The following is a 24,918-nucleotide window of genomic DNA, read 5'->3' on the forward strand; positions in this document are numbered from 1 at the left end:
TAGCCGGTGGTTTTTCATATGCGCCTATAAGGCTCTCCTACTGGCTGCGCCCTAGCAGGCGCATAGTGATCTGACATTTGCATATGACTATTTCCTGCGGCCCGTAAACGGGCTACCTGAATACGGGATCGACAATTGCTCTCCCATTTTATCCTGCTCTAGTTGGTGCTTTATGTAACTTTGTATTTTGCCGGTATTTTTTCCTACCGTATCGACATAATACCCTCGACACCAAAATTCCCGATTCCTGTACTTAAACTTCAAATCATCAAATCGCTTATAGAGCATCAGGCTACTTTTTCCCTTCAAATACCCCATAAAGGATGAAACACTCATCTTAGGTGGTATCTCTAAAAGCATATGGATATAATCTGCGCAGCATTCCGCTTCAATAATATTCACGTTTTTCCATTCACATAGCTTTCTAAGTATCTCGCCTACTGCCCTTCGTTTCTCACCATAGAACACCTGCCTTCGATACTTAGGTGTAAAAACCACATGATATTTACAGTTCCATCGCGTATGCGCTAAGCTCTTTTCGTCCCCCATTGGGACCCCCTTTCAATTCTTAATTAACTCTTGCAGTTGCCAGACCACAAGACGTTTTTATCAAATTGAAATGGGTTATATAACTGACTTATAGCTGTAAGCTTTACAGAACCCCCAGCCTAGCTGGGGGTTTTCTCTATACAATAAAAAAGCGCCATTGATTGGCGCTTTTTTTACTGAAGACGATAACGCAATAGCCCTAATAGACCCAGTCCAAACATCAGTAATGGCGATGTCGAGCCACCACTGCCACCTGAAGATGATGGAGATGTTGGTTCTTCGGGTACTTCTGGCTCTACCGGTTGCGCTGGAATCGATGGTTCCAGAGGGAGCAGTGGCAAGCTCGTTGTTGTGAGCGTCACTTCTTGTGGCATGGCAAAGCCGCTGGTTAATGTCACCATGGTTTCATTGTCTGATGCCACGACTTGCGCTTCACCAGCCGAGAGCTGCCATTTCCCTTTGATGGTATAAGTAATACTGACTGGTTCAGGACCGGTGGTTAAGTCAGAAAGCACTTGATTCTCCAAGTCTTTTTGATAGTTAAGCTCCAGAGACGATCCTGATAACACCATTTTTTGTTGTAGGGCATCAACACGAAGCAGAGTTTGAGACGGCTTGTCTACATGAGTGACGTAGCCTTGAGTAAAGGTAGACTCAGCAAAATTGGTGTAACCGAAGAGATTGGATGACGTATCCTTCACCACTTGACGCAGTTCATCACTTTGCAAGGTCACAAAACGTGGTTGCGCTTTAAATGCGCTCGCCAGTTGTGCCATCTCTTGTGGTGTAGTTTCCATCACCATGATGTATTCGTATTGCTTATTATTCGGAGCAACGCCATGGTCAATCCAAGCACTAGAGAAGTTGCCAGAGGTAACGGCTTTAGTTTTGTTATGCTTTGACGTTTGCGCGCCACGGTATACCTTTACCGGGTCGGTGTTAACGAGGTAATAACCGACATTGTTGTCGTCAATGATCCAATCACCTGACTGCAAGGTTGTGTTTAGTGTGCCGCCAGTATAGGAAATGCCATTAATATTCACCCCTTTTCCTGAACGTATTGCCAACTGAAAGAGGGTCGTCTCAGTGCGATGGCTGCCATCCAGATTACGGATGTTATTACCCGTTAAATAGATAAACTTTTCTGAGCCTAGCGCATGTTTGTTCATCTCAAAGCTTGGCTCGAAACGGTCTAAATTTTGGGGCGCTTTATGTTTAAAACTAAATAGTGTGTATTGGTTTTCTAACGAAGTCGCCCCCGCTAAGCCTACATCAGAGCGTACCATCAGCGTAGAAGAGCGAGGGCTTTCAAGCTCGTCGATGGGTAAGTGGATAGTGGTAGTGCCCGGATTACGGTTCCAGTCCCATCCCTCTTGCTTATAGCCATGATTGACAGGGTCTCCGTGCGGGAGTACATGCACCGAGCCGTGCGATTGGTAACGACCATAACGGTTGTCGTTGGTATAGATTTCTGAAGACCAAACGTCTTGGTTATACCCTTTGAAAATCGCCATACGATCGCCTACCCGGTGAACAGCAAAGGCACCACCGTTAAAGCTCCAACTACCCTCAGGCAAGGTCGATGGGGTAATGGATTCTCCAAAAATAGCCACACTTTGAGCTGCACTTTGCTTAGTTATCGTGAGATAAATACTCGCTAGCTCTTTGTCTACCGTAGGGTAGCTAAGGGCTATATTTTTCATGCTTTCAGCAAAACTGCTGTTGACTGATAAATCAGTAAAAGGGTGACGACCTGCTATACCCAAAGGAACCGCTGGGTTGGTGTAGATCCATGCTGATATCATGGCCTTTTTTAACATGTCCAGAGCGCCAGTTTTGAAGCCAAACTCATCACCTTTCATCAGATAAGCAAGATCACCGATGCTGGTTAAGGCAGGGAATGCATAGCCTGGATAGTGACCTTTATGTCGCCATGCTGTGCCGTCCGGTCGAAAACCATCGTTGTAGCCCGGAGGGTTACGATCAATGGTTGCAGAGAGGAAATCGGCGTACTTATGCAGCAATGCGACTTTTTCTCTCTCATCTGGATTGAGTAATATCATTGCCAGATTTTGCTGCGACAGGGTATTGAAAAAGTCCATATCCGTGCTGCTTGGGGTAACGTTCATTTCAAAGCCACGGTCACGGAATTCACGAGAAAACCACAGTAACGCTTTATAGGTTTCATCGAGCAGACCCGCTTCACGAAGTGGCTCTTCCATCAATAGTGCCGAAAGGTACCACCAACGGCCGCTGTAACCCCAGTGGTGGGTTGTTCCTAGCGCACTGCCATTGACAAAGCCTTGGTCGAACATGTGTTCTGTCATGAGGGTATACATTTCAGCAATGCGATCTTTGTTCGCAAGAGGATTGTGATACGCCTTGCCCAGGTTAAGCATCAACTGAGCATATCCCGTGATTTTTGAGTTGTATTTATCGCCTTCACCCAGAAGAGCGTACTCATTGTAGTCCGCTTTATCTTGCGCAGAGAGGTGGTTCGGCTGGTACGGCGTTTGCTGCGGATCAGTAATAAGGTGGCGGCCAGTTATGGTGCCATCAGCTCGTTTGATAATATTAAAGCTATTGAATTTGCTTTCTAAACTAGAAAGGTTAGAACTGCCCGTACCGAGCTTTTGCATCAATCTGGTTTTGATTTGTTCGATGGCCGCGAGCTCTGCACTCGTCGGTGCGGGTAAGTTCACTGGCAAGTCGAAATTAATCTCTTCGACTGGATAGCGTGTGGTGACCTGATCATCACTCCATTGGTAACGGCTATCATCAATGGACACCATAATGCGGTCAATATATAAATAACCAGAACTAGTGTTTGGTGCGCTGAGTATGATTTGGCCAAACTTATTTGGGACTGATGACGTAAAGTCATTATTAAGTGATAATGTCACGTTTCGCCACCCGGTGAAGTTTAAATTAATGGTGGTGGTACGTGGGTAAGCGCCATCAGGATTGGCTAACGTCAGCGTGGCGGGGGATGCGCTTGGCATTTCGTTATACAGCCAAAAGGAAATGATTTGTGTGGCTGAACTGCCGTAGAGTGCACGAGCTTCGGTATCGGTATAGCGGGTGAATGTTTTATTTATCACTAATTTTTCACCGGCGTTCCACTGCCACAAGAGCGATTGATCACCCAATATCGCGCGCTTAGTGCTTAGGCTTACCGCCGTTACATCGCTGTTAATCCACGTCGGGATGCTGCTTTCCTCAAAACTGAGGATCGTTGGCGTAAGGGAAGCGAAAGCGCTTTGCGCCATTAAAGCACTGCCAATTAACAGTGCGACTTTATTTATAGGAAGGAGAGCGTTTTTTTTCATTGAAGTATCCAAGTGAGAATCATGTCTCAAGTTATTCAAATCATTTGTTAGGGTTTTATTTCAAATTCAGTGGCGGCGCCAAATAGACTCGAAATGGTCACTATGGTTGTGTTATCGCGGTATTGATGGCGAATGGCCTGATCTATTTGCCACTTACCCCGCAAAGTCAGCTCAATGATGACCGGCTTGTTTGGTGCCTCGGTGGGTCCATACGCCCACTCTTTGACGAGGTTGAGATCCATCGCGGAGACACTGAGTTTGACGTTTCCACTTGCTAACGTCTGTGCCAACACTTGAGCGGCTTGACTGACGTCTTTCAACACACCGTGAGTAAAGTGAGCAGCACTAAAGGCACTGTATCCATATAAGTCATTTACTCTGACAAGGTGGTGGTTATCACTGGTCTCTAGAATTTCGCCTGGTTTTTCGGATGCATCATGAGCGGCGTTTTGATAACGCTGCGCGAGCTGCTGCATTTCTTTGGCTGTGGCATTCATCACCACCAAATATTCATAATGGGCGTTCGTTGGGTTTACCCCGTGATCGATCCAAGCGGTCACGAACTCGCCTTGGGTCGCTTTTTTCGTTTTGTTATGCCGTGAGTGTTGTACGCTTCGGGTAACCCGAACTGGGTCCACATCAATCAGCAAATAACCCACGTTATTGCTATCAATTAACCAATCGTGATTGTTCAATGTGATGTTTAAGTTCGCATCAGAATGAAGAGAGCCATTAATGTTGATGCTTGTCGCGCTGCCGTTTGTGGCGAGTTGGAATAAGGTGGTTTCCGTAGCTTCGTCACTTTCACTAAGAGAATTACTAATGTGATTGCCCGTCATGTAAAGCATGTTTTCTGTTGCTAATACATGCTTATTTGCGCGGAATGTTGGGTCAAAATTCGGGTATTTGCGCTCAACGTGTTTGTGACTAAAGAGGGTATGCTTCTGGTCTAAAGAGGTAGCGGCGCTTTTTCCTTCTTTCGAATACATCATCAGGGAATCACGGGTAAAACTTTCGAGTTTATCTAAATCGACTTTAATTCCGGTTGCGCCAGGGTTGCGCGCCCAATCCCATCCATTTTCTTGATAGCCGTGTTGCTTCAGCTCGCCATACGGCATCACATGCACGCTGCCATTGCTTTGATAGCGGCCGTAACGATTATCGCGGGTATAAATTTCAGAGCTCCACACCACATCGTTATATCCTTTCATAAAGGCCATTTGCGTGCCGTGTCGATGTACGGCAAACGCACCGCCATTAAATGACCAGCTTCCTTCCGGCAGGGTGGCTGGAAGGATGGTTTTTCCAAAATGTTTGGCACTGTCTTTTGAAGATAATCCCCTGATTTGCAGATAAATCGAAGCCAACTCTTCATCAAGTTGTGGGTAGCTTTTGGCTAATAACTTCATGCCTTGCGTGTAACGTTTAACGCTTAAATCATCGAAAGGATGCCGCCCGGAAATGCCCATGGGCACAACAGGGTTAGAATAAATCCAGCCAGCGATCATGGCTTTTTTAAGCTTATCCAATCCCGGTTTTTGAACAGCAAACTCGGTACCATGAAGGGCATAAATCACCTGTGCGATATGATCAAACCCGTGAAACGCGTAATTCGGGTAATGCCCCATATGGCGATAGGCAGTGCCATCATCACGAAGTCCATCAAAAGACGATGGTGGCGTTTGAGCTAGCGCGTGGGTGATAAAACGGCCAAACTTACTTACCAAAGCAACGCGCTCTTTTTCATCAGGATTGAGCAAAATGAGCGCCAAATGCTGACGAGATAGCGTATTGAAGTAGTCTAAATTGGAGCTCTGTGGTTTTATCTCCATATCGAAGCTGGCTTTAAACTCACGCGCATGCCAAAGCAAAGCGTCATACACTTCTGGCAGCAAATCGTTCTGTTCAAGTACATCTTGCATCAGCAACGCGGAAGAATACCAACCTCGTGATGAGTAGCCCCAGTGATGGGTGCTGACGAGGCTGCTGCCTTTAGCAAAGCCTTGATCGAGCAAATGCTTGGTCATGAGTAGATACATTTCAGACAAGGCGGCGCGTTCTGCGGCATCTTTGGTTTTCACATAACGACTGGCAATATCGAGCATGAGATCGGAGTAACCGAGGTGCTTGATGATTCCAAATTGGTCTTTCTTTCCTAAAATGGCGTATTCTTTAAAGTCTTCTAAATCTCCAGGCAACAGATAGCGTGAGTTATAAATGACTTGCTGCTTATCGGTGAGAATGTGCCGACCACGAATTACTCCTTCCACTTCTCGTATTTGAAAGTCATCAAATTTAGCTCGTAGAGCAGGAAGTCTGATGTTGCTGTCTGCCAGTAATGTGATGGTTTTTTGTTTGACAACATTCAGCGCTTGCTTTTGTTGCTCAGTCGCTTCAGGTAAAGAAGTGGGTAATCCAAAGTCGATTTCTGGGAAATGGCCTGCCATTCTGTTTTTGACATGATAATCCGACCACTGATAACGCCCATCATCAATAGAAAACATCACTCGATCGATAAATAGCTCACCAGATTCATGAGTTGGTGCCACAAACTGAACGGTATCGAGCTCTTTAGTGACGGGATGCTCAAAGTCACTGTCCAAAGATAACCCAAAGGCACGCCATCCTTTAAAATTGAGGTTAATCGCTTTTTCACTTGGATTATTGCCTTGCTTTGAAAGTAACAAGGTCATCGACTGATCTAACGGTACTTCGTTGTAAACCCAAAACGAAATGACTTGAGTTGCTTTCTTACCAAACGCTTTTTTCGCTTGCTTGTTATCGTAGCGCTGGATGCGTTTTTTTATCGTAAGGATATCACCAGCTCGCCATTTCCAAAGTAAAGATTGCTCGCCTAAAATCGCACGTTTTTTACTTATTTCACCATGACTAACAAACGTTGGCCGCGTTTGTTCTTCAAAGCTGATAATGGTGGATTGCAGTGGTGAAGTACTCGCGTATGCGAAAGAAGCGGATGTTACACTAGCAATAATAAGTGCTGACTTTAGCAAGGAGCCTGACATGAATTAAAAACCAACTTTACTTACATTTTCTTTTTATATTGCTATAAATACTTTCGTATAAAAACAAAAAACTTTTGTTTTGTTTCGCTTTGTGATCTAGAACATTGGTCGTTGCTTCTGTTTCACGTATATTCCCCTGTTAAAGAACCGCTTCCGTGGAGGCCACAATGTCTAAAGGCAAACCCACACACTTTCACATGATGGCTAAGCCCGTTAGTTACCGTTGTAACCTTAAATGTGACTATTGTTTTTACTTAGAAAAAGAAGACACCATCCACACTCCTAACTCAGGTAATCAAGATCTGATGAGTGGCAGTGTCCTCAAACGTTACGTGCGCGATTACATTGAATCTCAGGATGCAGATGTGATTGATTTTGCTTGGCAAGGCGGAGAACCGACCTTGGCGGGATTGGACTTTTTTAAAAAAGTGGTTCAGTTTCAAAAGCAGTTTGCCAACGGCAAAACCATTCATAATAGCTTTCAAACCAACGCGATTGCGATTAATCGCCAGTGGGCAGAATTCTTTGCTGAAAACCGTTTTTTGATTGGCGTTTCGGTCGATGGCACAGCCGATATTCACGATAAATACCGTGTATCGGTTAATGGTAAACCGACTTTCCAACGTGTTAAGCAAGCGATCGATTTGCTTAAAGAGTACAACGTCGAATTTAACACCTTAACCGTCATCAACGATGAAAACTGGGACAAAGGGAAAGAGGTGTACCATGCACTGAAAGACCTCGGCTCACAGTTCCTGCAGTTTATTCCTATCGTCGAAATTCGCCCAGAATGCAATAAAGGCGTGCAATCCTACTCACCAGTTGAAAATGCTGAATTGGCGCCTTTCTCAGTGCCTGCCGAAGGCTACGGCAAGTTCATGATCGACGTCTTTAACGAGTGGGTACTCAATGATGTGGGTAAGGTGTATGTACGTATGTTCGACAGCATTTTAGCCTGCTGGATGGGGCATTCTGCTTCGGTCTGTGTCCAAGCAAAAAACTGTGGTCAAGCGATGATCATCGAAGCCAATGGCGATATGTACTCCTGTGACCACTATGTTTACGACGATAATCGGCTCGGAAACATGATGCAGACGAACATCAAGCAACTGGCTTTAAGTAAGCAACAACGTAACTTTGGTCTTGATAAATCCAGAACACTAACGAGTCAATGCCTTAACTGTAACGTTCAAGAGTTGTGCTACGGCGGTTGCCCAAAACATCGCATCAATGTCATTGAAGGTGAGCATCATCGTCAGAACTATTTATGCCCATCTTACAAAGCGATTTTCACACATACAGCGCCTGCAATGCATCACATGTCTGAAGCTATCCGTCGTGGTGGCTTAGCCGCTGATGTTATGCCGATGATGGCGCAATTTTACAACCGTTAAGAGGTTAATCATGTCATTTAAAAAGAGCGTGCTTGCAGGGATGGTTGGGGCCGCGTGTATCGCAGCGCCAATGCACTCCCTTGCCGCAGACAAGCAACCTAACGTACTCGTCATTGTCATGGACGATTTGGGGAAACAGCAACTGGATTTTGCGATGGGCGAAATCGAAAAAGAGGTGCTGAAGAAGCGTTTTGTCTCTGACCGTTATAAGGTCGATTTTGATAAAGCTTATGATGCGGCAAAACGCGCCATGCCTAACGTAACTCAGCTAGCAAAAGAAGGGGTGAGCATGACCAATGCTTACGTTGCGACACCAGTATGCGGCCCATCACGCGCAGGGATTTTAACTGGACGCTTCCCTCACAGCTTCGGTATCTACAGTAATGATGATGCACATCATGGTGTGCCACTTGATATCAAGATGCTTCCTGAGCTGTTCCAGGAAAATGGTTATGCGACCGCAAATATTGGTAAATATCACAACGCCAAGATTATCAAAACCAAGGTGCCTGAGAACCAAAGAACGCGTGACTACCACGATAATGAAATCTCAAAACCTGACAAAGGGTTTTTCCCGAATGATCGCGGCTTTGGTTACTCATACTCATACTTTGCCTCTGGTGCTGCCGTTTACAATTCCCCAGCCGTTTTCCGTAACTATGAGAACATCACCGCTTGGGGTTTCCTCACGCATAATCTGACCAATGAAGCGCTGAACTTCATTGACCAAGCTGAGAAACAAGATAAACCTTTCTTTATCAATCTGGCTTACTCTGTACCGCACATTCCATTGGAACAGCCTGCTCCGAATAAATACATGAGTAAGTTCGATACTGGTAACGTGGAAGTCGATAAGTACTATGCGCACATCAATGCGTCTGATGAAGGCATTGGCCAAATTATCGATAAGCTAAAAGAAACAGGTGAGTACGAAAATACACTTATTTTCTTCTTGTCGGATAATGGAGCCGTAGGTGATTCTCCGATGCCACGTAACGGCATGAACAAGGCATACAAAGGCCAGCGCTATCGTGGTGGTGTTAACGTACCATTCATTGTGCACTGGAAAGGTGTGTTACCTGAGCGCAGCACTAACGATACCTTAGTATCTGCCATGGATATTCTACCAACGGCATTGAGTGCTGCTGGCATTGATATTCCGAGTGAGTTGAAAGTCGATGGTGTTGATATTCTTCCAACCATGAAAGGGGCGCGCAATAAGCCACACCAATATCTGTACTGGGCGGGTCCGCGTGCATTCCACTATGATGCAGAGAAAAACGACGCGTTCTGGTCACAGTACTGGGACTGGATCACTTATAAACAACCAAACGTAGAGCCAAGCCCTTACGTTGAACGTAAATCTCGCGGTGAGTGGGCAATTAAAGATCAAGAGTGGTCTTTGCATTTTTACGACGATGGTAATCATGAGTATGAGCTGTATAACTACTCAAAAGATATTTCAGAGTCGAAAAACTTAGCAAAACAGTACCCTGAAAAAGTCACTGAGATGAAAGCCGCGTTTTATGAGTGGATCAAAACCAAACCAGCACCTATGGGCTGGGGCCAGGACCGCTACCAGATTCTGACTGAGTCAGCGAAGTAGTGGTCAAGTCTTCATTCATTAATGAAGCCTTTGATTCAAACAGTAACAGGTAAATAAAGGCTCCTGAAGGAGCCTTTTTTATGTAGGTATCCGATGAAAAAAGTCATTAAAGCCACAGAAAGACCGACCATACCTTATGAGCACCCAGATTTGGCACTTTATTGGCGCACGTTTCGCCAACACATCAGCAAACTGCTGCGCGGAAAAAAAGCACTGAGTAAAAATGATGCCGTAATCCAACAGATATTCAGTGATTCCTCGTTGAGCCTCAAATCTCAGTGTGAGCATTTTGCTGACTATATTGCTGAGGCTTTTGCTTACTACAGTGTCGATAATTTTACTCACGCTTATTACCCTGGCATGCCGAGCCAGCAGGGCGCGCGTATGGATGCCATGGAAGGATGCAGTCGCGTCTTGCCAACGCTTGCCTTCTGGGCAGCGCAGCATCCGTTTGAAAGCAGCGATCCGTTTTATGCGCGCAAGCTTGATGCGATTAATTGGTTAAAACACGCCTTTATTGCCGGTACCGATCCAACGCATAAAGGTTACTGGGGCGCACTCCAGGATTATGACCAACGTACGTGCGAAAGTGCCGATCTGGCACTCGCGTTATGGGCAAGCAAAGAGAGCGTATGGAATACGCTTACTCAGGGCGAAAAAGATCAAATCATCGCCTGGTTTGAACAAGTCAATCATGTTCAAGTTGTCGATAATAACTGGCATTTATTCCCTGTTACCGTTCAGTTGGTCATTCAATCGCTTACCGGTAGAGAGTGCGTTGATATGTGGCGTTATGAACGGGTGAAAGAGTTCAACGTCGGTGAAGGATGGTTCCGAGACGGTGCCAAAGGCAACTACGATTTTTATAACGCGTGGGGGTTTCATTACTCGCTGTATTGGATCGATCAGATTAATCCTGAGTTCGACCGAGAGTACATTCGACGCAATCTGTGTGAGTTCTCCAGCAAGTTCCGTTACTTATTCACACCGCAAGGCTTACCGTTTTTTGGGCGAAGTGCGTGTTATCGCCTGGCCGCCACTGCGCCTCTTATTGCAACCCTTGACGTACAGGGCGCGGCGGATACGCCACTTCATCCCGGCGAGGTGAAACGCGCGTTGCAAACCAACTTTGAATACTTTATTGCCAACGGGGCGCTTAAGCATGGTGTGCCCACACAAGGGCTGTTTGCTAGCGATGCACGGCTCACGGATAACTACAGCGGGCCAGCGAGCAGTTTGTGGTCGTTGCGCGCTCTCAATATCGCGCTGTATTGTGGCGATCGATGTGGATTATGGCAGGCAGAGAGTGCGCCACTCGCAGTAGAAAAAGAAGATTTTTCCTTTCGTATTCCTTCTATTGATGCTTTTGTCACTGGTCATCAAGAAACGAAAGAGGTCGTGGTGATTTTTGAGCAGGAATACACGCAAGATCAAACACCGATGAGCCGACGCCTAGAGACCCAAAGCGCCCTCGATAAAGGCAAAGAAATTCTGCTGGGAAGGGCATTCAGACCCAAAAATAACCTTTTGAGAAAAGGCATTACGTGCTACAGCTCGAAAATGTCAAATTTTTTCTAGTCCCCCTAAACTGTGATCTTGATCAGCTATCTTTCGACAACTTTCGGTTAGTATAACGAAAGTTGTCGAAAGATTTAGAGGGTCTTATCATGTTTTTAGTTTCAACTCAGGATATGCTACGTAAAGCGCAAGAAGGCGGTTACGCCGTTCCTGCTTTCAACATTCACAATCTCGAAACCGTACAAGTCGTACTTGAGACCGCAGCTGAAATGCGTTCACCTGTTATTTTAGCGGGTACACCTGGTACTTACGCTTACGCCGGTACCGATTACCTGGTGAATATTTGTAAAGCAGCAGCACGTCGCTATCACATGCCGATTGCGCTTCATCTTGACCATCACGAGTCAATGAAAGATATCCGCAATAAAGTTGAAGCCGGCATCAAATCTGCAATGATTGATGGCTCGCACTTCCCGTTTGAAGAAAACATTGAGTTGGTTAAAAAAGTCGTTCAATTCTGTCACGTATGGGATTGTACCGTTGAAGCAGAGCTCGGTCGTCTTGGTGGTATCGAAGACGATCTTGTTGTTGATGCCAAAGATGCAATGTATACAGACCCTGATGCAGCTGCAGAATTCATTCAGCGCACTGGTATTGATTCTCTGGCGGTGGCCATTGGTACTGCTCATGGGATGTACAAAGAAGAGCCACGTCTGGATTTTGATCGTTTAGGAAAAATCCGAGCAAAAACTGACATACCACTGGTATTGCATGGTGCATCAGGCGTGTCGGATGAAGACGTCACCCGCAGTATCGAACTGGGTATCTGTAAAGTTAACGTTGCGACAGAGCTAAAAATCGCGTACGCCAACGCGCTAAAACAGTACTTCCTTGACAACCCGGACGCGAATGACCCTCGCCATTACAACATCGCTTCTAAAGCCGCCATGCGTGACGTCATCATCTCGAAGATCAACGTTTGCCGCAGCGCAGATAAACTATAACTACCCGTTTTAGCACGACCCCTCGCCCTCAGAGTATTTTGTGCTTTACCGATTGTGACTATTACTAGCAAAAGGGGGTCACAATCGGTTTTTTCAATTTTGGGACACAACCTAAATGACGACATTTTCAGATAAGAAAATTGCCATTCTTGGTGAATGTATGATTGAGCTGTCTGGCCAACCGTTCTCTACCCAAGAGCAACGTTTCGGCGGAGACACACTCAATACCGCTTTGTATCTATCACGTCTGGCACCGGAGGTTCATCCGGCCTACATCACGGTGCTTGGCGTTGATAATTACAGCAAGCATATGAAAACAGCATGGGAAGACGAGGGGATTGACTGCTCATTAGTCATGACCAACCAAGATAAGCTTCCTGCACTGTATGCGATTGAACTTGCAGCTGACGGTGAACGCTCTTTCCAATATTGGCGTAATGATTCGGCAGCACGCTACTTATGCCAGAACGAACGCTACTCTTGCGTTATGAACTCACTTGCCTCTTTTGACTTGGTTTACCTGTCGGGTATCTCACTGGCGATTTTGCCGGAAGAAGACAAACAAACACTGCTCGATTCTCTGCACGTACTTAAAGCGCAAGGGGTGAAAATTGCGGTGGATTCCAACTACCGTCCTCGCTTATGGGCAGGGAAGGAACATGCCATCCAATGGCTAGAAAAACTCTATCGTTTGGCGGACATCGCATTGGTCACCTGTGACGACGAAGCGTTGTTACTTGGTGAAAACATCAGCCCTGAAGCACTCATCACCCGTTTACGTAATTTTGGCGTGAGCGAAGTGATTGTGAAGCTGGGTAAAGACGGAGCGATGTTTAGCGACTCTGAACACAATGTAGCTGTGGCAACAGGCAACGTGGTGACTAATGTCGTTGACACGACAGCGGCAGGGGACTCATTCAACGCTGGATTCCTTGCGGCATGGGCGACAGGTTGCACATTAAAAGAATGCTGCCATTGGGGTAATAAGCTTGCTGCAGAAGTGATTCAGCATAAAGGCGCTATTATTCCAGCGGAAAATACTCGTTATATCACCTCAATGATGAATTTATAATTATGAATACTAACGAAATGAACACGAAACTGCGTCAACTTCGCGTGATGCCTGTTATCCAAATTGAAGACGCCAAAGACGCACCAGCACTGGCTAAAATTCTTGTAGAAAATGGACTACCCGCAGCAGAAATTACATTCCGTAGTGATGCTGCAGCAGAATCTATTCGTCTAATGCGTGAAGCATACCCAGAGATGATCATCTGTGCAGGTACGGTTCTTAATGCAGAGCAAGCGAAACTTGCGATGGATTCTGGTGCGGAATTTGTGGTTTCTCCAGGCTTTAACCCAAACACGGTTCGTTACTGCTTAGAAAATAATATCCATATTATCGCTGGCGTTAACTCACCATCTCAAGTTGAGCAAGCGCTAGAAATGGGGTTGAAAACTCTAAAATTCTTCCCAGCAGAAGCGTCTGGCGGTGTTGCAATGCTTCGCTCACTAACAGGCCCATACAAAGGTCTCGAGCTAATGCCAACCGGTGGTGTGAACATCATCAACTTAAGCAATTATCTGAGTATCCCAGAAGTAGTATGCTGTGGTGGCACTTGGATTGCCCCAGCTGATCGCATCACAGCAAATGATTGGGACGCGATTGCCGAAAATGTGCAAAACACGATCGAAACCATTAAGAAAATAGGAGCTTAACCAACATGGCAGATTCTCAAACTATAGTGCCACGCGTCGCTTTATTGCTTGCGGATGGCTTTGAAGATGCAGAAGCGGTAATTGTTATTGATATCCTAAGACGTTTAGACATTCACGTTGACGTTTTATCTTGTATGGAAACCACTGAGCTAGCGACATACTTCCATACTCACATCACGGCTGATGACACACTCGCAAACTGCTTCGATAATAACTACGATGCAATCGCAATGGTTGGCGGACCAAAAAATACGGACAATATGACCGTAAATGAAATGGCACTTGCGTTCATCAAACGTCATATTGAACTCGATAAATGGATTTGTGCACTGTGTTCAGCCCCTGCAAAAGTACTGTCGAAGAATGGTCTGTTACAAGGCCGCGAGTACTCGACCGGTGACAACCTGATCAGCGCATTCCCAGACGGTAAATACGTGGATCAAAAAATCGTTGTGGACGATAAGTTCATTACTGGTAAAGGTCTTGGTGTTGCGTTTGAGTTCTCGTTCACGGTTGCTGAAAAATTGCTACCAGATAGTGTGGAGAAAGTAGACCACCAAGCAAACCATATTTATTTCGAATACTGGAAAAAGTGATTTGCTTGAAATATTTAAAATATTTTTTCAAGCAATCGCAGATATTCAACTTATTAAAAATAATTTAATATCTTCGGCGTAGATTCAACTGCTCATTGCACTCTTTAAAAGAGTGCTTGGTAGTGTTTTTAAACTTCAACGCAGAGACTGTGGGCCAATTCAAATAAGAGCATATAGCACTATCTAGCAAAAGGTAGTCAATTGATTTAACAACCAATTGAAGGCTCCTCTTTATGAGAAGAAGCTCTTTTAGGCTTTATAAAGTAGTAGTTTGTCATTTTCGTGCGACTTTTAGCCTAAGTAGAAGATAGAAAAGTATCGAAAGAAAATGAGTTATCGTGAACTTTCACGGTTCAAGGTAGATAAAGAGGTATAGGTTGTTGGATATGGGCGAATGATTTGGGTTTAAAATAGATACGACAACAACCCATCAGCTTTAATACCAAAGGTTACTTAATTACTAATCAATGAGTTGAGATTAAAAATGAAAATTGCTTTAACCATGGAAAATAGCCAAGCGGCTAAAAATGGAATTATTTTAACAGAACTTAAATACGTAGCAACACAAAGTGGTGATGAAGTATTTAACGTGGGTATGTGTGACCCCGAAGACAACCACCTAACTTATATTCATTTAGGTATTCAAGCCTCTATCCTTCTAGCGGCAAAAGCCGTAGATTTTGTATTTACAGGATGTGGTACAGGGCAAGGTGCTCTAATGGCTTGCAACGCGCACTCCAACGTTGTGTGTGGTTACGCTTTAGAACCTTCAGATGCATTCCTATTTACTCAAATCAACAACGGTAATGCCTTATCACTAGCGTTTGCAAAAAATTTTGGTTGGGCTGCTGAGCTTAACGTTCGTGGTATTTTCGAGAAAGTGATGAAGTCTGGTTGTGAGCGTGGTCAAGGTTACCCTATAGAGCGTGTGATTCCTCAGCAACAAAACGCCGCAATCCTAAATGATGTAAAACAAGCTGTTGCGAAAGATTACCTAGAAGGTTTGAAAGCAATCGATATTGAACTTATTCGTACAGCATGTCGTGGTGAACGTTTCCAGAAATGCCTGTTTGAAAACAGTCAAGTTGATATAATTTCAGATTTTGTTCGTTCAATACTAAACTAATACATCAGAGTAATCTGTATATACCTAAGTAACATCAAAACACTTGGGGTAGTAATCAAAGACCAATCACTTCGATTGGTCTTAGTGTTATATCTTTAAGGAATTGTCAGGTGGGTATTTTTTCCGAGCCGCTTTCTATCGCTCAAACCTTTGGCTTAGTAAGTTTTGCTTTAGGCTTGTCTACCTTTTATCAAAAAGACGATCGTCGTTTAAAGATCGTGATGTTCATTTTAAACCTCAATCATTTAACCCATTATTTGTTAATGGGCTCAGTTATTTCCGCATTAAGTTCACTACTTTCTGTCCTCAGAACGGGGACGGCTCTTTACCTTACTCCCAATAAAGTGTCACGAACATGGGCTGCCGGTGGATTTATATTAGCAAGCTCTGGCTTTGGCATTGCCATCGCCGATTCCATTTGGGAGCTTTGGCCTATATTCGGTACAGCGATTGGATCTTTTGCCGTGTTCATGTTGCAAGGTATCAAAATGCGACTCGCCTTTTTGGCAGGAGCTTGCTGTTGGCTTATCAACAACGTCTTGATCGGCTCTATTGGCGGCACATTATTGGAATTAAGCGTAATTACAGTGAATGTAATTACAATTATACGGCTGCTTCGTGAGCAAAAATATAAAGTATTGACCTCTTAGTTATTATTATTAATAAACCCCTTAGATAACCTAAAAATATTTGGCATAACCAGAGTGACTTTAAGAAAAAGATATGACAATTTTTGACTGATATTACGCACTTTCAATAAATCAAGAACTAGTCAGGTTGTACTTTCTAGCTTTTCGACTCAACGCCATTGCAGATTTTTTCACAGAGATATGCTGGCCATATAGCATTACCATAGTGTCACTTTTTCAACGCCCAGCTTGGCGAATCTGAGCAGAATTAAAATCTTGTTCGAGTAAGTCTTGAGCAGCACCGACACGGGCTGAGTGGGCACTAAAGGCGCGATACTCAACGGAACTTTTCTTTTTAGGATTTAGTGTATTCCATGCCTTTTTAAAGTAAGCGCCTAGTTAACCAGTGAGACTTTATTAAGCCTCGATGGTTTCTACATTCCATGGCATAAGATCAGTTAAATCATCGCTTCGGTAACTCCCTGAACAGGTGCTCGAAGTAGAAGTAGGGATTGATGTCGTTAGCACGGCAAGTCACACCCCACATTTATGTAATTCCTGCCCACAACATTCGCAGTGTGGGGCATTCAGAGTGTGAACCTGAACTTCTCGCTCCAGCTCTTCAGGTAGCGGTTTACGTCCTTTTTTATGATGAGCTGGCTCTGGTTTGTGCAGTGCATTTTGCTGCTCGGCTTCATTGAAGTTACCTTTAACCACTTTTTCACTCTGGGAAGAGAACCGTTTGGATTTACTGAGGTTGAGTTGCTCAAGCAGGAGTTCCACCCGTGTTTTAAGCTCAGCCATTTCTTCTTGCTGGGCCTGTAGTTGCCTGTCTTTCGCTTTGTTTTTTTCCTGAAGCGCTAACATCATCGCTTTCAGTTGTTCTACATCGTCAGGAAGGTGATTCATCAGTCAGGCTGCTCTTGGTCAGGATTATGCCGTTAGTCTGACAGGGTAAAAGGATCGTTCAAGTCCTTTATCACGATCATGGTATTGGCTCACACTTCAAGGCCATATAAGGGCTGATGAGCTTTCGGGTGTTCCAGATTAAGCCCAGAGAGTAACCATTGAAGTTGCTGTCTGGAGATAGCGACATGACCAGATGCATTTGGTTTAGGCCATTTAAAACGACCTTTCTCCAGTCGGTGATAATAAAGCCAAAAACCATTAGTATCCCAAAACAAGATCTTAATTTTGTCTCGGCCGCGGTTACAGAAGATAAACCAGGCTTCACTGAACGGATCCATTTCCAACACATCAGCCACAATCAATTACAAGCCATCAATAGACTTGCGCATATCAGTTATGCCCGAGACCAGGTAAATACCCAGTTCGGTGTTAACACGTCAGAGCCTGTAACAAGTTTTGGATTTGGTGTGCTGGCATGTTAGCGGGAAATTCAACGGTCATTCCTGTTGGTAGTGAAAGCATAACCGACTGGCGTTCCCCCTATGCTTTTTGGGCTATCTTCTATCAGGATAGGATACACCACTTGTTGCTGTTCGCCCCCCATAAAGCTTTTTGCGCCAGTAGTAAAAGGTATTTACCGTCAGTTGGTTTGCCTTGCAAAACGCGACAATGGATAATTCACTCATGCTCTGTTGCTCAATGATTTCTGCTCAGAACTGAGTTTTGTTCGATTGGTTCATAGTGACTCCTTGGTTGCGGAATCACTATGCCTAGAATGGTGAGTTATTGGTAGGTGGGTTTAAATAGGCGCTTACGGTTGATCACTATACAAAATTAACTGGACGTCCACATTTGATGGCTCGCTGGGCTTATTATTTGGGCGATGCGGATTGTTATCAAAATAAAAATGGTGCTTACCCTTCCGGTTGGCCTGATTCGCCAGGAAATACAAGAGATGTGGTGGATCAAGTCGCAATACCTTATAAAAACCACGACATGCCTGTGGGTTGGATTTTACCGAATGATGGTTATGGGTGTGGATATTCTGATCTAGCGGGTACGGTGAATGAGCTAGATCAGCTAGGAATCCAAACCGGGTTGTGGACACAAAAATCGCTCGATCAAATTCGTCAAGAAGTGAGTGATGGCGTAAAAGTGTATAAATTGGATGTTGCTTGGACAGGCCCTGGAAAGCTTTATTCATTGGCCGCGAATCATGATGCTCATGTAGGGTTGATGGAAAACTCAACAACGCGCGGTATGATTTGGACGGTCATGGGATGGGCAGGAACACAGCGCTATGGTGTCACTTGGACAGGCGATCAAGCGGCAAGTTGGGATTATATACGCTGGCATATTCCAACATTTATCGGTTCTGGATTATCGGGACAAGCTTATGCCTCTTCAGATGTTAATGGTATTTTTGGTTCGGGTGCCGAAACCTTTACTCGTGATCTCCAATTTAAAACGTTCACTCCGGTATTGATTTCTATGTCAGGTTGGGATCGTGGAGAGCGTAAGCATGCTTGGTGGCATGATGGTGATTTTAATGGCAAATCATATCGGGATATCAATCGGGATTATTTGATGTTGAAGTCTGCCCTTATGCCCTATATGTATCATTATGCTTATCAAGCCGATCAATCGGGAGCGCCCCTCGTTCGAGCCATGACTTGGGAGTTTCCTGATGATGCACGTTTGAAAAGTGAAGCGTTTAAATATCAATATATGTACGGTGAGTCTTTATTGGTTGCTCCGGTGTACGAGCCAATGGCAAAAAACAATGGTTGGTATAAACAACTCTATTTACCCGCAGGCGAATGGATAGACTTCTGGGATGGGACTCGTACCTCTGTTCCAGATGGGGGAAAAGTGTTGGAATACTATCCCGTTACGATTGATCGAATCCCTGTGTTAGTTCGAGCTGGTGCGATTATCCCGATGTATCAAGGCGCGCGTTCTGATGCACTACAAGATCAATCACATTTGATCATGCAGGTTTTCCCACACGGTGAAAGCCAATTTACTCTGTATGAAGATGATGGCGAAACTCGCGCTTACCGAGAGCAGAATGCTTACGCAGAAACACAGATTCGCGTGCAAGCTCCTCAGATAGGTACTGCGGGTGATATTACGATCACGATTGATCCGGCTGTTATACATCATCCTTATGATGGGCAAATTAATCAGCGCAGCTATCACCTTCAAGTGAGTTCATTGATTGCTCCGCAGTTAGTTAAACATAATCACCTCGTGTTGAATCAACAACAGACTCAAGAGGACTTTGCACAAGTGGCTGAAGGGTGGTTCTTTGACCCATCGGATAAAAATGGTGTAGTGCATATTAAACTTGCTAAACAGTCTGTACATGAGCAACAGCAAGTCACGCTTGATATTGATGAAGCGGCAATATGGCCAGAAACGCTACCGTATCCACAGCCTAACTACCATACGGAATTTGATAAAAGTTTGCTCAAGATTGTTAAACCAATGCCAGCTGAACCGGGAACACCTTTTGTGAATGCATTAGATGGTGATGTGGCGAGCTTATACCACTCACCATGGGAGCCGACAGAACCATCCGAACAAGCTCCGATGGATTTTATTGTTCAATTAGGTGGCACGTTTAACGTTTCCGGTTTTACCTATTTACCCGACGAATTGGCAGGTAATGGCACCATTACTCAATACCGTCTTTATCTATCGACGACGAATGGCAACTGGGGAGAGCCTGTTGCTGAAGGAACTTGGCCACAAACAAAGGCGTTAAAAATAGCGGATTTTTCAGAAACTGAAGCGAGTTATTTACGATTTGAAGTGGTTGCAGCGTCAGGTGGCTTTGTTAGTGCAAGAGAGTTTGACATTATTGCAACGAAAAAGCGCACACCAACCCAAACGATTGAACTCACCGAAGAGCAACTCTCGATCGAAGGAGAGGTCAAAGTGGGCTCATCGGTCACGGGCAGTGAAATGCAGATGAATGGATTGAATTTTCAGTCCGGTATTGGTATGCAAGCACCAGCAAACGTCAGTTTTAGCCTGGATGGAACTTGGACGCGCTTAACCGCGGATGTCGGCATTGATGACAGCTGTAAAATTGAAGGCAACAAAGTTAAAGCGAGCGTTTACGCCGACGGTGTTAAAGTATGGGAATATGATCTAGAAGGCCCAGCGGTAGTGAAACCGGATTTGGATTTGTATAACATCAAACAGGTTATTTTACGTGCTGATGATATCGATCACGACGTGACGGGAGATTGTGTCAACTGGGCTAATTTAAAATTAACCGGCCCAGAAACAGCAACCTTTAATGAGTTTGATCGGACGGCGATTCGCTTTATTGAAAAACCTAAAGCGCAATCTGGTTCTGAAATCGAAAAAGCTTTCGATGGTGATTTGAATAGTATTTATCATTCACCATGGTTTCCTGAACACGATTCAGAAAAAGCGCCGCAACATTTTGTCATCGATCTGAACGCTGATTTTATGGTCAGTGGCTTTAGCTATGTTGCACGGCCTGGTGCGGGAAACGGCGCGATTGGTGATTATCGTCTCTCTTTATCTGAAGATGGTCAGAACTTCACCGAAGTGTCGGTAGGTACTTTTGAGCAGCGTGATGGCGTGCAAAAATTACAATTTTCGCCACATCAAGCGAAATATCTGAAATTTGAGGCGTTATCGGGCGTAGGTGATTTTGTCTCAGCCGCTGAGTTTGATGTATTTGCTCAGAAAGTGAAGAGCAAGACCCCAATCGAACCGGAGTTGTCATCCAGTTCAGGTGGAAGTATGGGACTGTTCTATTTAGGAGGCATGTTCCTGGCTGGTTTAGTTCGCTACCGTAAACGTTAATTTTAATCGACATAATCGCTCGTTTATATTCATGTTATTGGATTTAGAGCGCAATCCTCCGTGATGCTTGGTTCGAAGTATTGCGGAGGATTCATTTTTTCGGTTATAACTTAAACTAAAGAAACGACATTTCTCATACTTTCTAAAGTGATGGTGGTCGACGCTTAAATCCTCCTAGTTGAGAAAATGGCCTCCTTATCAATCGGGGCGACTACCCAAGGATAAATAATGCAAGGATGGTTAGTTATTTCAGTTTCGCTGGTTTATTTAGGCGTACTGTTTTTAATCGCGTGGTATGGCGATAGGCAAGCTAAGTGGTTAGCTCAGTGGCGGCCTTGGATTTATAGTTTATCGATTGCTGTTTATTGCACCTCTTGGACATTCTATGGAACAGTCGGCCAAGCCAGTGAGAATCCTTGGTCTTTTCTCCCCATTTATCTCGCGCCAATATTGGTTTTCTTATTCGGTTGGCGAATGTTAGCTCGGTTGATCTTAATCGCTAAGCGAGAACACATTACCTCTATCGCCGATTTTATTGGCGCGCGGTATGGCAAATCGCAAGGATTAGCAGTAGCCATTACCTTGATTGCGGTAGCAGGAATTTTACCTTATATCGCGTTGCAACTGCGTGGGATCACCATGGGGCTTAATGTGGTTGCCCCTGATTTATATGCAGAACTGGGCTATCAAGACAATCATGTCTCTTGGTTTGTGGTCTTGGCTTTGGCGCTGTTTACCATGCTATTTGGCACGCGACATATCGATAACACGGAGCATCACCGTGGCATGATGATGGCGATCGCCTTTGAGTCACTCGTTAAGCTATTCGCATTTTTAGTGGTAGGCGTGTTTATTGTTTTGCTTATTTTTGGCAAGCAAGACATTGATTTTCTAAGTCATGTGCAACAAACCTATCAAGCACCCAATTGGCCGACACTCCTGGTTCATACTGTTTTGACGATGCTAGCCATTATTTGTTTGCCTCGGCAATTTCATACCATGATTGTCGAAAATGAACGAGCCCAAGATCTGCACACCGCTCGCTGGTTGTTTCCACTTTATCTTTTATTAATGGGCGTGTTTGTGCTGCCAATTGCTTGGGTAGGACAAATTTTGTTACCGAATGGCTCTCCAGATACCTTAGTGTTGAGCATTCCCATGCAGGTTGGCGCAGAGCAGATCGCATTGTTGGCCTTTTTAGGGGGAACCTCTGCTGCCTCTGGTATGGTGATTGTTTCAACCATTGCTCTTGCCATTATGGTATCCAATGATTTGGTGATGCCGTTGTTACTGCGTCGTATGCGATTAACACATCGCAACCATCGCCATTTTTCGGGCTTGTTGGTGATTATTCGTCGTACCTTGATTTTGTTATTGTTGATGGGAGCATGGGGATTTTATCTTGCACTGGATAGTATTCCGTCTCTTTCCGCGATTGGCTTTCTCTCTTTTTCTGCAATTACCCAATTTGCCCCCGCCTTATTGGGAGGGATGTATTGGCGGGAAGGCAATCGTAAAGGCGTTTATGTTGGCTTAGCCGTTGGATTCATACTGTGGTTAATTACCTTGATGACCGCGACTCAGATGCTGGCCGGAGATGCTGACAGTAATATTTTACTTTGGGTGATCACACCCCCTCAATCTTTAATGGCGGCTGGTATGAGTCCTATTGATTGGGGAATGCTATTGAGTGTCAGTTTAAATGCGTTGTGCTATGTGGTGGTGTCGCTTTTTACCCATTCTAGCTTGAGTGAACGTTTGCAATCGGCCTCTTTTATTGGGACGCCGTTACCTGAAAATGAGAATATGAGTTTGTATCAAAGTCGGGTAACGGTGGCTGAATTAGAAATGTTAGCGTCCCGTTTTGTCGGGCGACCAAGGGTACGGAGTGCCTTCGGGCAATATTGGCATCAACAGCAAGAAACCTTGCTGCCAAATCAGCAAGCCTCTTCTGGATTAATTCGTCATACTGAGCGAGTGCTAGCAGGTGTTTTTGGAGCCTCATCGGCGAAGTTAGTACTCACGTCAGCCTTGCAAGGGCGGAAAATGCAGCTTGAAGAAGTGGCGACGATTGTCGATGAGGCCTCTGAACTGTATGACTTTAGCCGTGGATTACTGCAAGGTGCGATTGAGCATATCGGCCAAGGGATTGCGGTCGTTGATAAGCAGTTAAGGCTAGTGGCATGGAATCAGCGTTATCTAGAACTGTTTGATTTTCCGGCAGGACTGATTCAGGTCGGGCGACCGATTGCCGATATTATTCGCCATAATGCCGAAAAAGGGCTATGTGGACCGGGTGATCCTGAAGAACATGTGCGTAAGCGAGTTTACTATTTAGAACAAGGTTCACGACATACCTCATCACGGATGCGTCCTGATGGTCGGGTGATTGAAGTACAAGGCAACCCAATGCCGGGAGGCGGGTTTGTCATGAGCTTTACCGATATTACGGTTTTTCGCAATGTGGAACGCAGTTTACAAGAAGCCAATGAGCATTTGGAAGAACGAGTGCTAGAGCGAACGCGTGAGCTAGAGAAACTCAACAAGCAGTTGGTATTAGCAACGCAACGCTCCGAACGAGAGTCTCAATCGAAATCTCGTTTTTTAGCCGCAGTCAGCCATGATCTCATGCAGCCCTTGAATGCTGCGCGTCTCTTTGCCTCGTCTTTATCTGAGGTGGCGAAGGAAGAAGAGTCGAAGCGGCTTGCTCATCATATTGAAAGTGCATTAAGTGCCGCTGAGGATTTGATTGGTGATTTATTGGATATTTCTCGTTTGGAATCGGGGAAATTAGATATTCAGCTGCAAAGTTTCGCTATTAAGGATGTTTTCACGAATTTAGATGCCGAATTTAGTGCGTTAGCGAAGCAACAAGCGATTGAATTTCATATGGTTCCCTCATCACTGTATGTGCGTTCAGATCCCAAGTTATTGCGCCGAGTGGTTCAGAACTTCTTAACTAATGCGTTTCGGTATAATCCCAAAGGACGAGTGGTACTCGGTGTGAGGCGCAGGCAAGGCAAGGTGCGCATTGATGTTTGGGATAACGGCATCGGGATTGAAGAAGATAAACAGCAAGAGATTTTTGAAGAGTTTAATCGAGGCGGACAAATTCGTTCCGATCAAGGGTTAGGGTTAGGATTGGCGATATCAAAAGGGATCGCCCAAGCATTGGGTCATGAAATTTCCATGCGCTCTTGGCCGGAGAAAGGAAGTGTTTTTTCCATCACCTTAGCGCGGGCGAGTGTAGCGGAGCAGATAATCCCTTCTTCGCTGGGGGGCAGCCCAGTTTCTGAGCTGAGTTATTTACGGGTTTTATGTGTGGATAATGAGGCCGATATTTTGATTGGGATGCGTGATCTGCTTGAGCGCTGGGGTTGTGAGGTAAAAACGTCTACCGATCTGTTATCTAGTTTAAAAGCACTCGATGATCAATGGATTCCGGATGTCATTCTATCAGATTACCGACTCGACAACGGTCGAACAGGATTAGAAGTATTACAGCAATGCCGTTTACGACTAGGAGAGGGGTTTCTCGGTGTGATTATCAGTGCTGATCGTAATCCGGATATTCTGGAGGGAATAGAATCTAACGGATTCAGTTTTATGGCCAAACCAGTTAAACCACTCAAATTAAGGGCTTTGCTTAATCAAGTAGGAGAATAAG

General features: G+C 44.9%; 17 protein-coding genes and 1 pseudogene. 11 read left to right on the forward strand and 7 right to left on the reverse strand.

Annotated features, from left to right (window positions below; all coding sequences use genetic code 11):
• Positions 1-87: 87 nt before the first annotated feature.
• From tnpA (FKN05_RS12630) to FKN05_RS12640, 3 genes are all read right to left on the reverse strand, one after another.
• Entirely contained in the window at positions 88-549 is a 462-nt protein-coding gene (tnpA, locus tag FKN05_RS12630) for an IS200/IS605 family transposase (protein ID WP_170887686.1), read from the reverse strand.
• 173 nt (positions 550-722) lie between these two features.
• The gene (locus tag FKN05_RS12635) at positions 723-3,878 is read right to left on the reverse strand and encodes a chondroitinase family polysaccharide lyase (RefSeq protein ID WP_170887687.1); all 3,156 of its coding nucleotides are present in this window, start codon (positions 3,876-3,878) and stop codon (positions 723-725) included.
• Between the two features lie 47 nt (positions 3,879-3,925).
• Complete coding sequence (locus tag FKN05_RS12640) at positions 3,926-6,901, reverse strand: chondroitinase family polysaccharide lyase (RefSeq protein WP_170887688.1); 2,976 nt, start codon at positions 6,899-6,901, stop codon at positions 3,926-3,928.
• A 167-nt stretch (positions 6,902-7,068) separates the two neighbouring features.
• On the opposite strand from FKN05_RS12640, the gene FKN05_RS12645 reads away from it, so the two are divergent.
• From FKN05_RS12645 to FKN05_RS12685, 9 genes are all read left to right on the forward strand, one after another.
• The gene (locus FKN05_RS12645; RefSeq protein ID WP_170887689.1) at positions 7,069-8,295 is read left to right on the forward strand and encodes an anaerobic sulfatase maturase; all 1,227 of its coding nucleotides are present in this window, start codon (positions 7,069-7,071) and stop codon (positions 8,293-8,295) included.
• Positions 8,296-8,305: 10 nt separating this feature from the next.
• Positions 8,306-9,901 (forward strand): sulfatase family protein, encoded by a 1,596-nt coding sequence (locus tag FKN05_RS12650; RefSeq protein ID WP_099610706.1) that lies wholly within the window; start codon positions 8,306-8,308, stop codon positions 9,899-9,901.
• 93 nt (positions 9,902-9,994) lie between these two features.
• On the forward strand, positions 9,995-11,479 hold the full coding sequence (locus FKN05_RS12655) for a DUF2264 domain-containing protein (protein ID WP_170887690.1): 1,485 nt from the start codon (positions 9,995-9,997) through the stop codon (positions 11,477-11,479).
• 89 nt (positions 11,480-11,568) lie between these two features.
• Positions 11,569-12,423, forward strand: coding sequence for a tagatose bisphosphate family class II aldolase (locus FKN05_RS12660; protein ID WP_099610704.1), 855 nt, complete (start codon positions 11,569-11,571; stop codon positions 12,421-12,423).
• A 115-nt stretch (positions 12,424-12,538) separates the two neighbouring features.
• Positions 12,539-13,495, forward strand: coding sequence for a sugar kinase (locus FKN05_RS12665; RefSeq protein WP_170887691.1), 957 nt, complete (start codon positions 12,539-12,541; stop codon positions 13,493-13,495).
• 2 nt (positions 13,496-13,497) lie between these two features.
• Positions 13,498-14,142: a bifunctional 4-hydroxy-2-oxoglutarate aldolase/2-dehydro-3-deoxy-phosphogluconate aldolase gene (locus FKN05_RS12670; RefSeq protein ID WP_099610702.1), complete on the forward strand. Its 645-nt coding sequence runs from the start codon at positions 13,498-13,500 to the stop codon at positions 14,140-14,142.
• 5 nt (positions 14,143-14,147) lie between these two features.
• A complete protein-coding gene (locus FKN05_RS12675; protein ID WP_099610701.1) occupies positions 14,148-14,738 on the forward strand; it encodes a DJ-1/PfpI family protein in 591 nt (196 codons plus the stop codon).
• A gap of 484 nt (positions 14,739-15,222) precedes the next feature.
• The gene (locus tag FKN05_RS12680) at positions 15,223-15,864 is read left to right on the forward strand and encodes an RpiB/LacA/LacB family sugar-phosphate isomerase (RefSeq protein WP_099610700.1); all 642 of its coding nucleotides are present in this window, start codon (positions 15,223-15,225) and stop codon (positions 15,862-15,864) included.
• Positions 15,865-15,974: 110 nt separating this feature from the next.
• On the forward strand, positions 15,975-16,514 hold the full coding sequence (locus tag FKN05_RS12685) for a YgjV family protein (protein ID WP_170887692.1): 540 nt from the start codon (positions 15,975-15,977) through the stop codon (positions 16,512-16,514).
• 442 nt (positions 16,515-16,956) lie between these two features.
• Here FKN05_RS12685 and FKN05_RS16920 read toward each other — a convergent pair whose 3' ends face one another.
• From FKN05_RS16920 to tnpA (FKN05_RS16925), 4 genes and pseudogenes are all read right to left on the reverse strand, one after another.
• Positions 16,957-17,040 (reverse strand): transposase domain-containing protein, encoded by an 84-nt coding sequence (locus FKN05_RS16920; protein ID WP_157928684.1) that lies wholly within the window; start codon positions 17,038-17,040, stop codon positions 16,957-16,959.
• Positions 17,031-17,402 (reverse strand): annotated as a pseudogene (locus FKN05_RS12695) (IS66 family transposase); the annotation flags it as partial. The gene FKN05_RS16920 and the pseudogene FKN05_RS12695, both read right to left, overlap by 10 nt.
• Positions 17,403-17,491: 89 nt before the next feature.
• Positions 17,492-17,758 carry an IS66 family insertion sequence element accessory protein TnpB gene (tnpB, locus tag FKN05_RS12700; RefSeq protein WP_346657206.1) on the reverse strand — a complete coding sequence of 89 codons (267 nt, stop codon included), beginning with the start codon at positions 17,756-17,758 and terminating at the stop codon, positions 17,492-17,494.
• Between the two features lie 198 nt (positions 17,759-17,956).
• On the reverse strand, positions 17,957-18,106 hold the full coding sequence (tnpA, locus tag FKN05_RS16925) for an IS66 family insertion sequence element accessory protein TnpA (RefSeq protein ID WP_524540900.1): 150 nt from the start codon (positions 18,104-18,106) through the stop codon (positions 17,957-17,959).
• A gap of 151 nt (positions 18,107-18,257) precedes the next feature.
• Between tnpA (FKN05_RS16925) and FKN05_RS12705 the strand changes: the two genes are divergently transcribed.
• Positions 18,258-21,251, forward strand: coding sequence for a discoidin domain-containing protein (locus tag FKN05_RS12705; protein WP_524540899.1), 2,994 nt, complete (start codon positions 18,258-18,260; stop codon positions 21,249-21,251).
• A gap of 228 nt (positions 21,252-21,479) precedes the next feature.
• Complete coding sequence (locus FKN05_RS12710) at positions 21,480-24,917, forward strand: hybrid sensor histidine kinase/response regulator (RefSeq protein ID WP_170887694.1); 3,438 nt, start codon at positions 21,480-21,482, stop codon at positions 24,915-24,917.
• Position 24,918 lies beyond the last annotated feature (1 nt).

The organism is Vibrio sp. 1-1(7), assembly GCF_013048485.1.
Lineage (GTDB): Bacteria > Pseudomonadota > Gammaproteobacteria > Enterobacterales > Vibrionaceae > Vibrio > Vibrio fujianensis.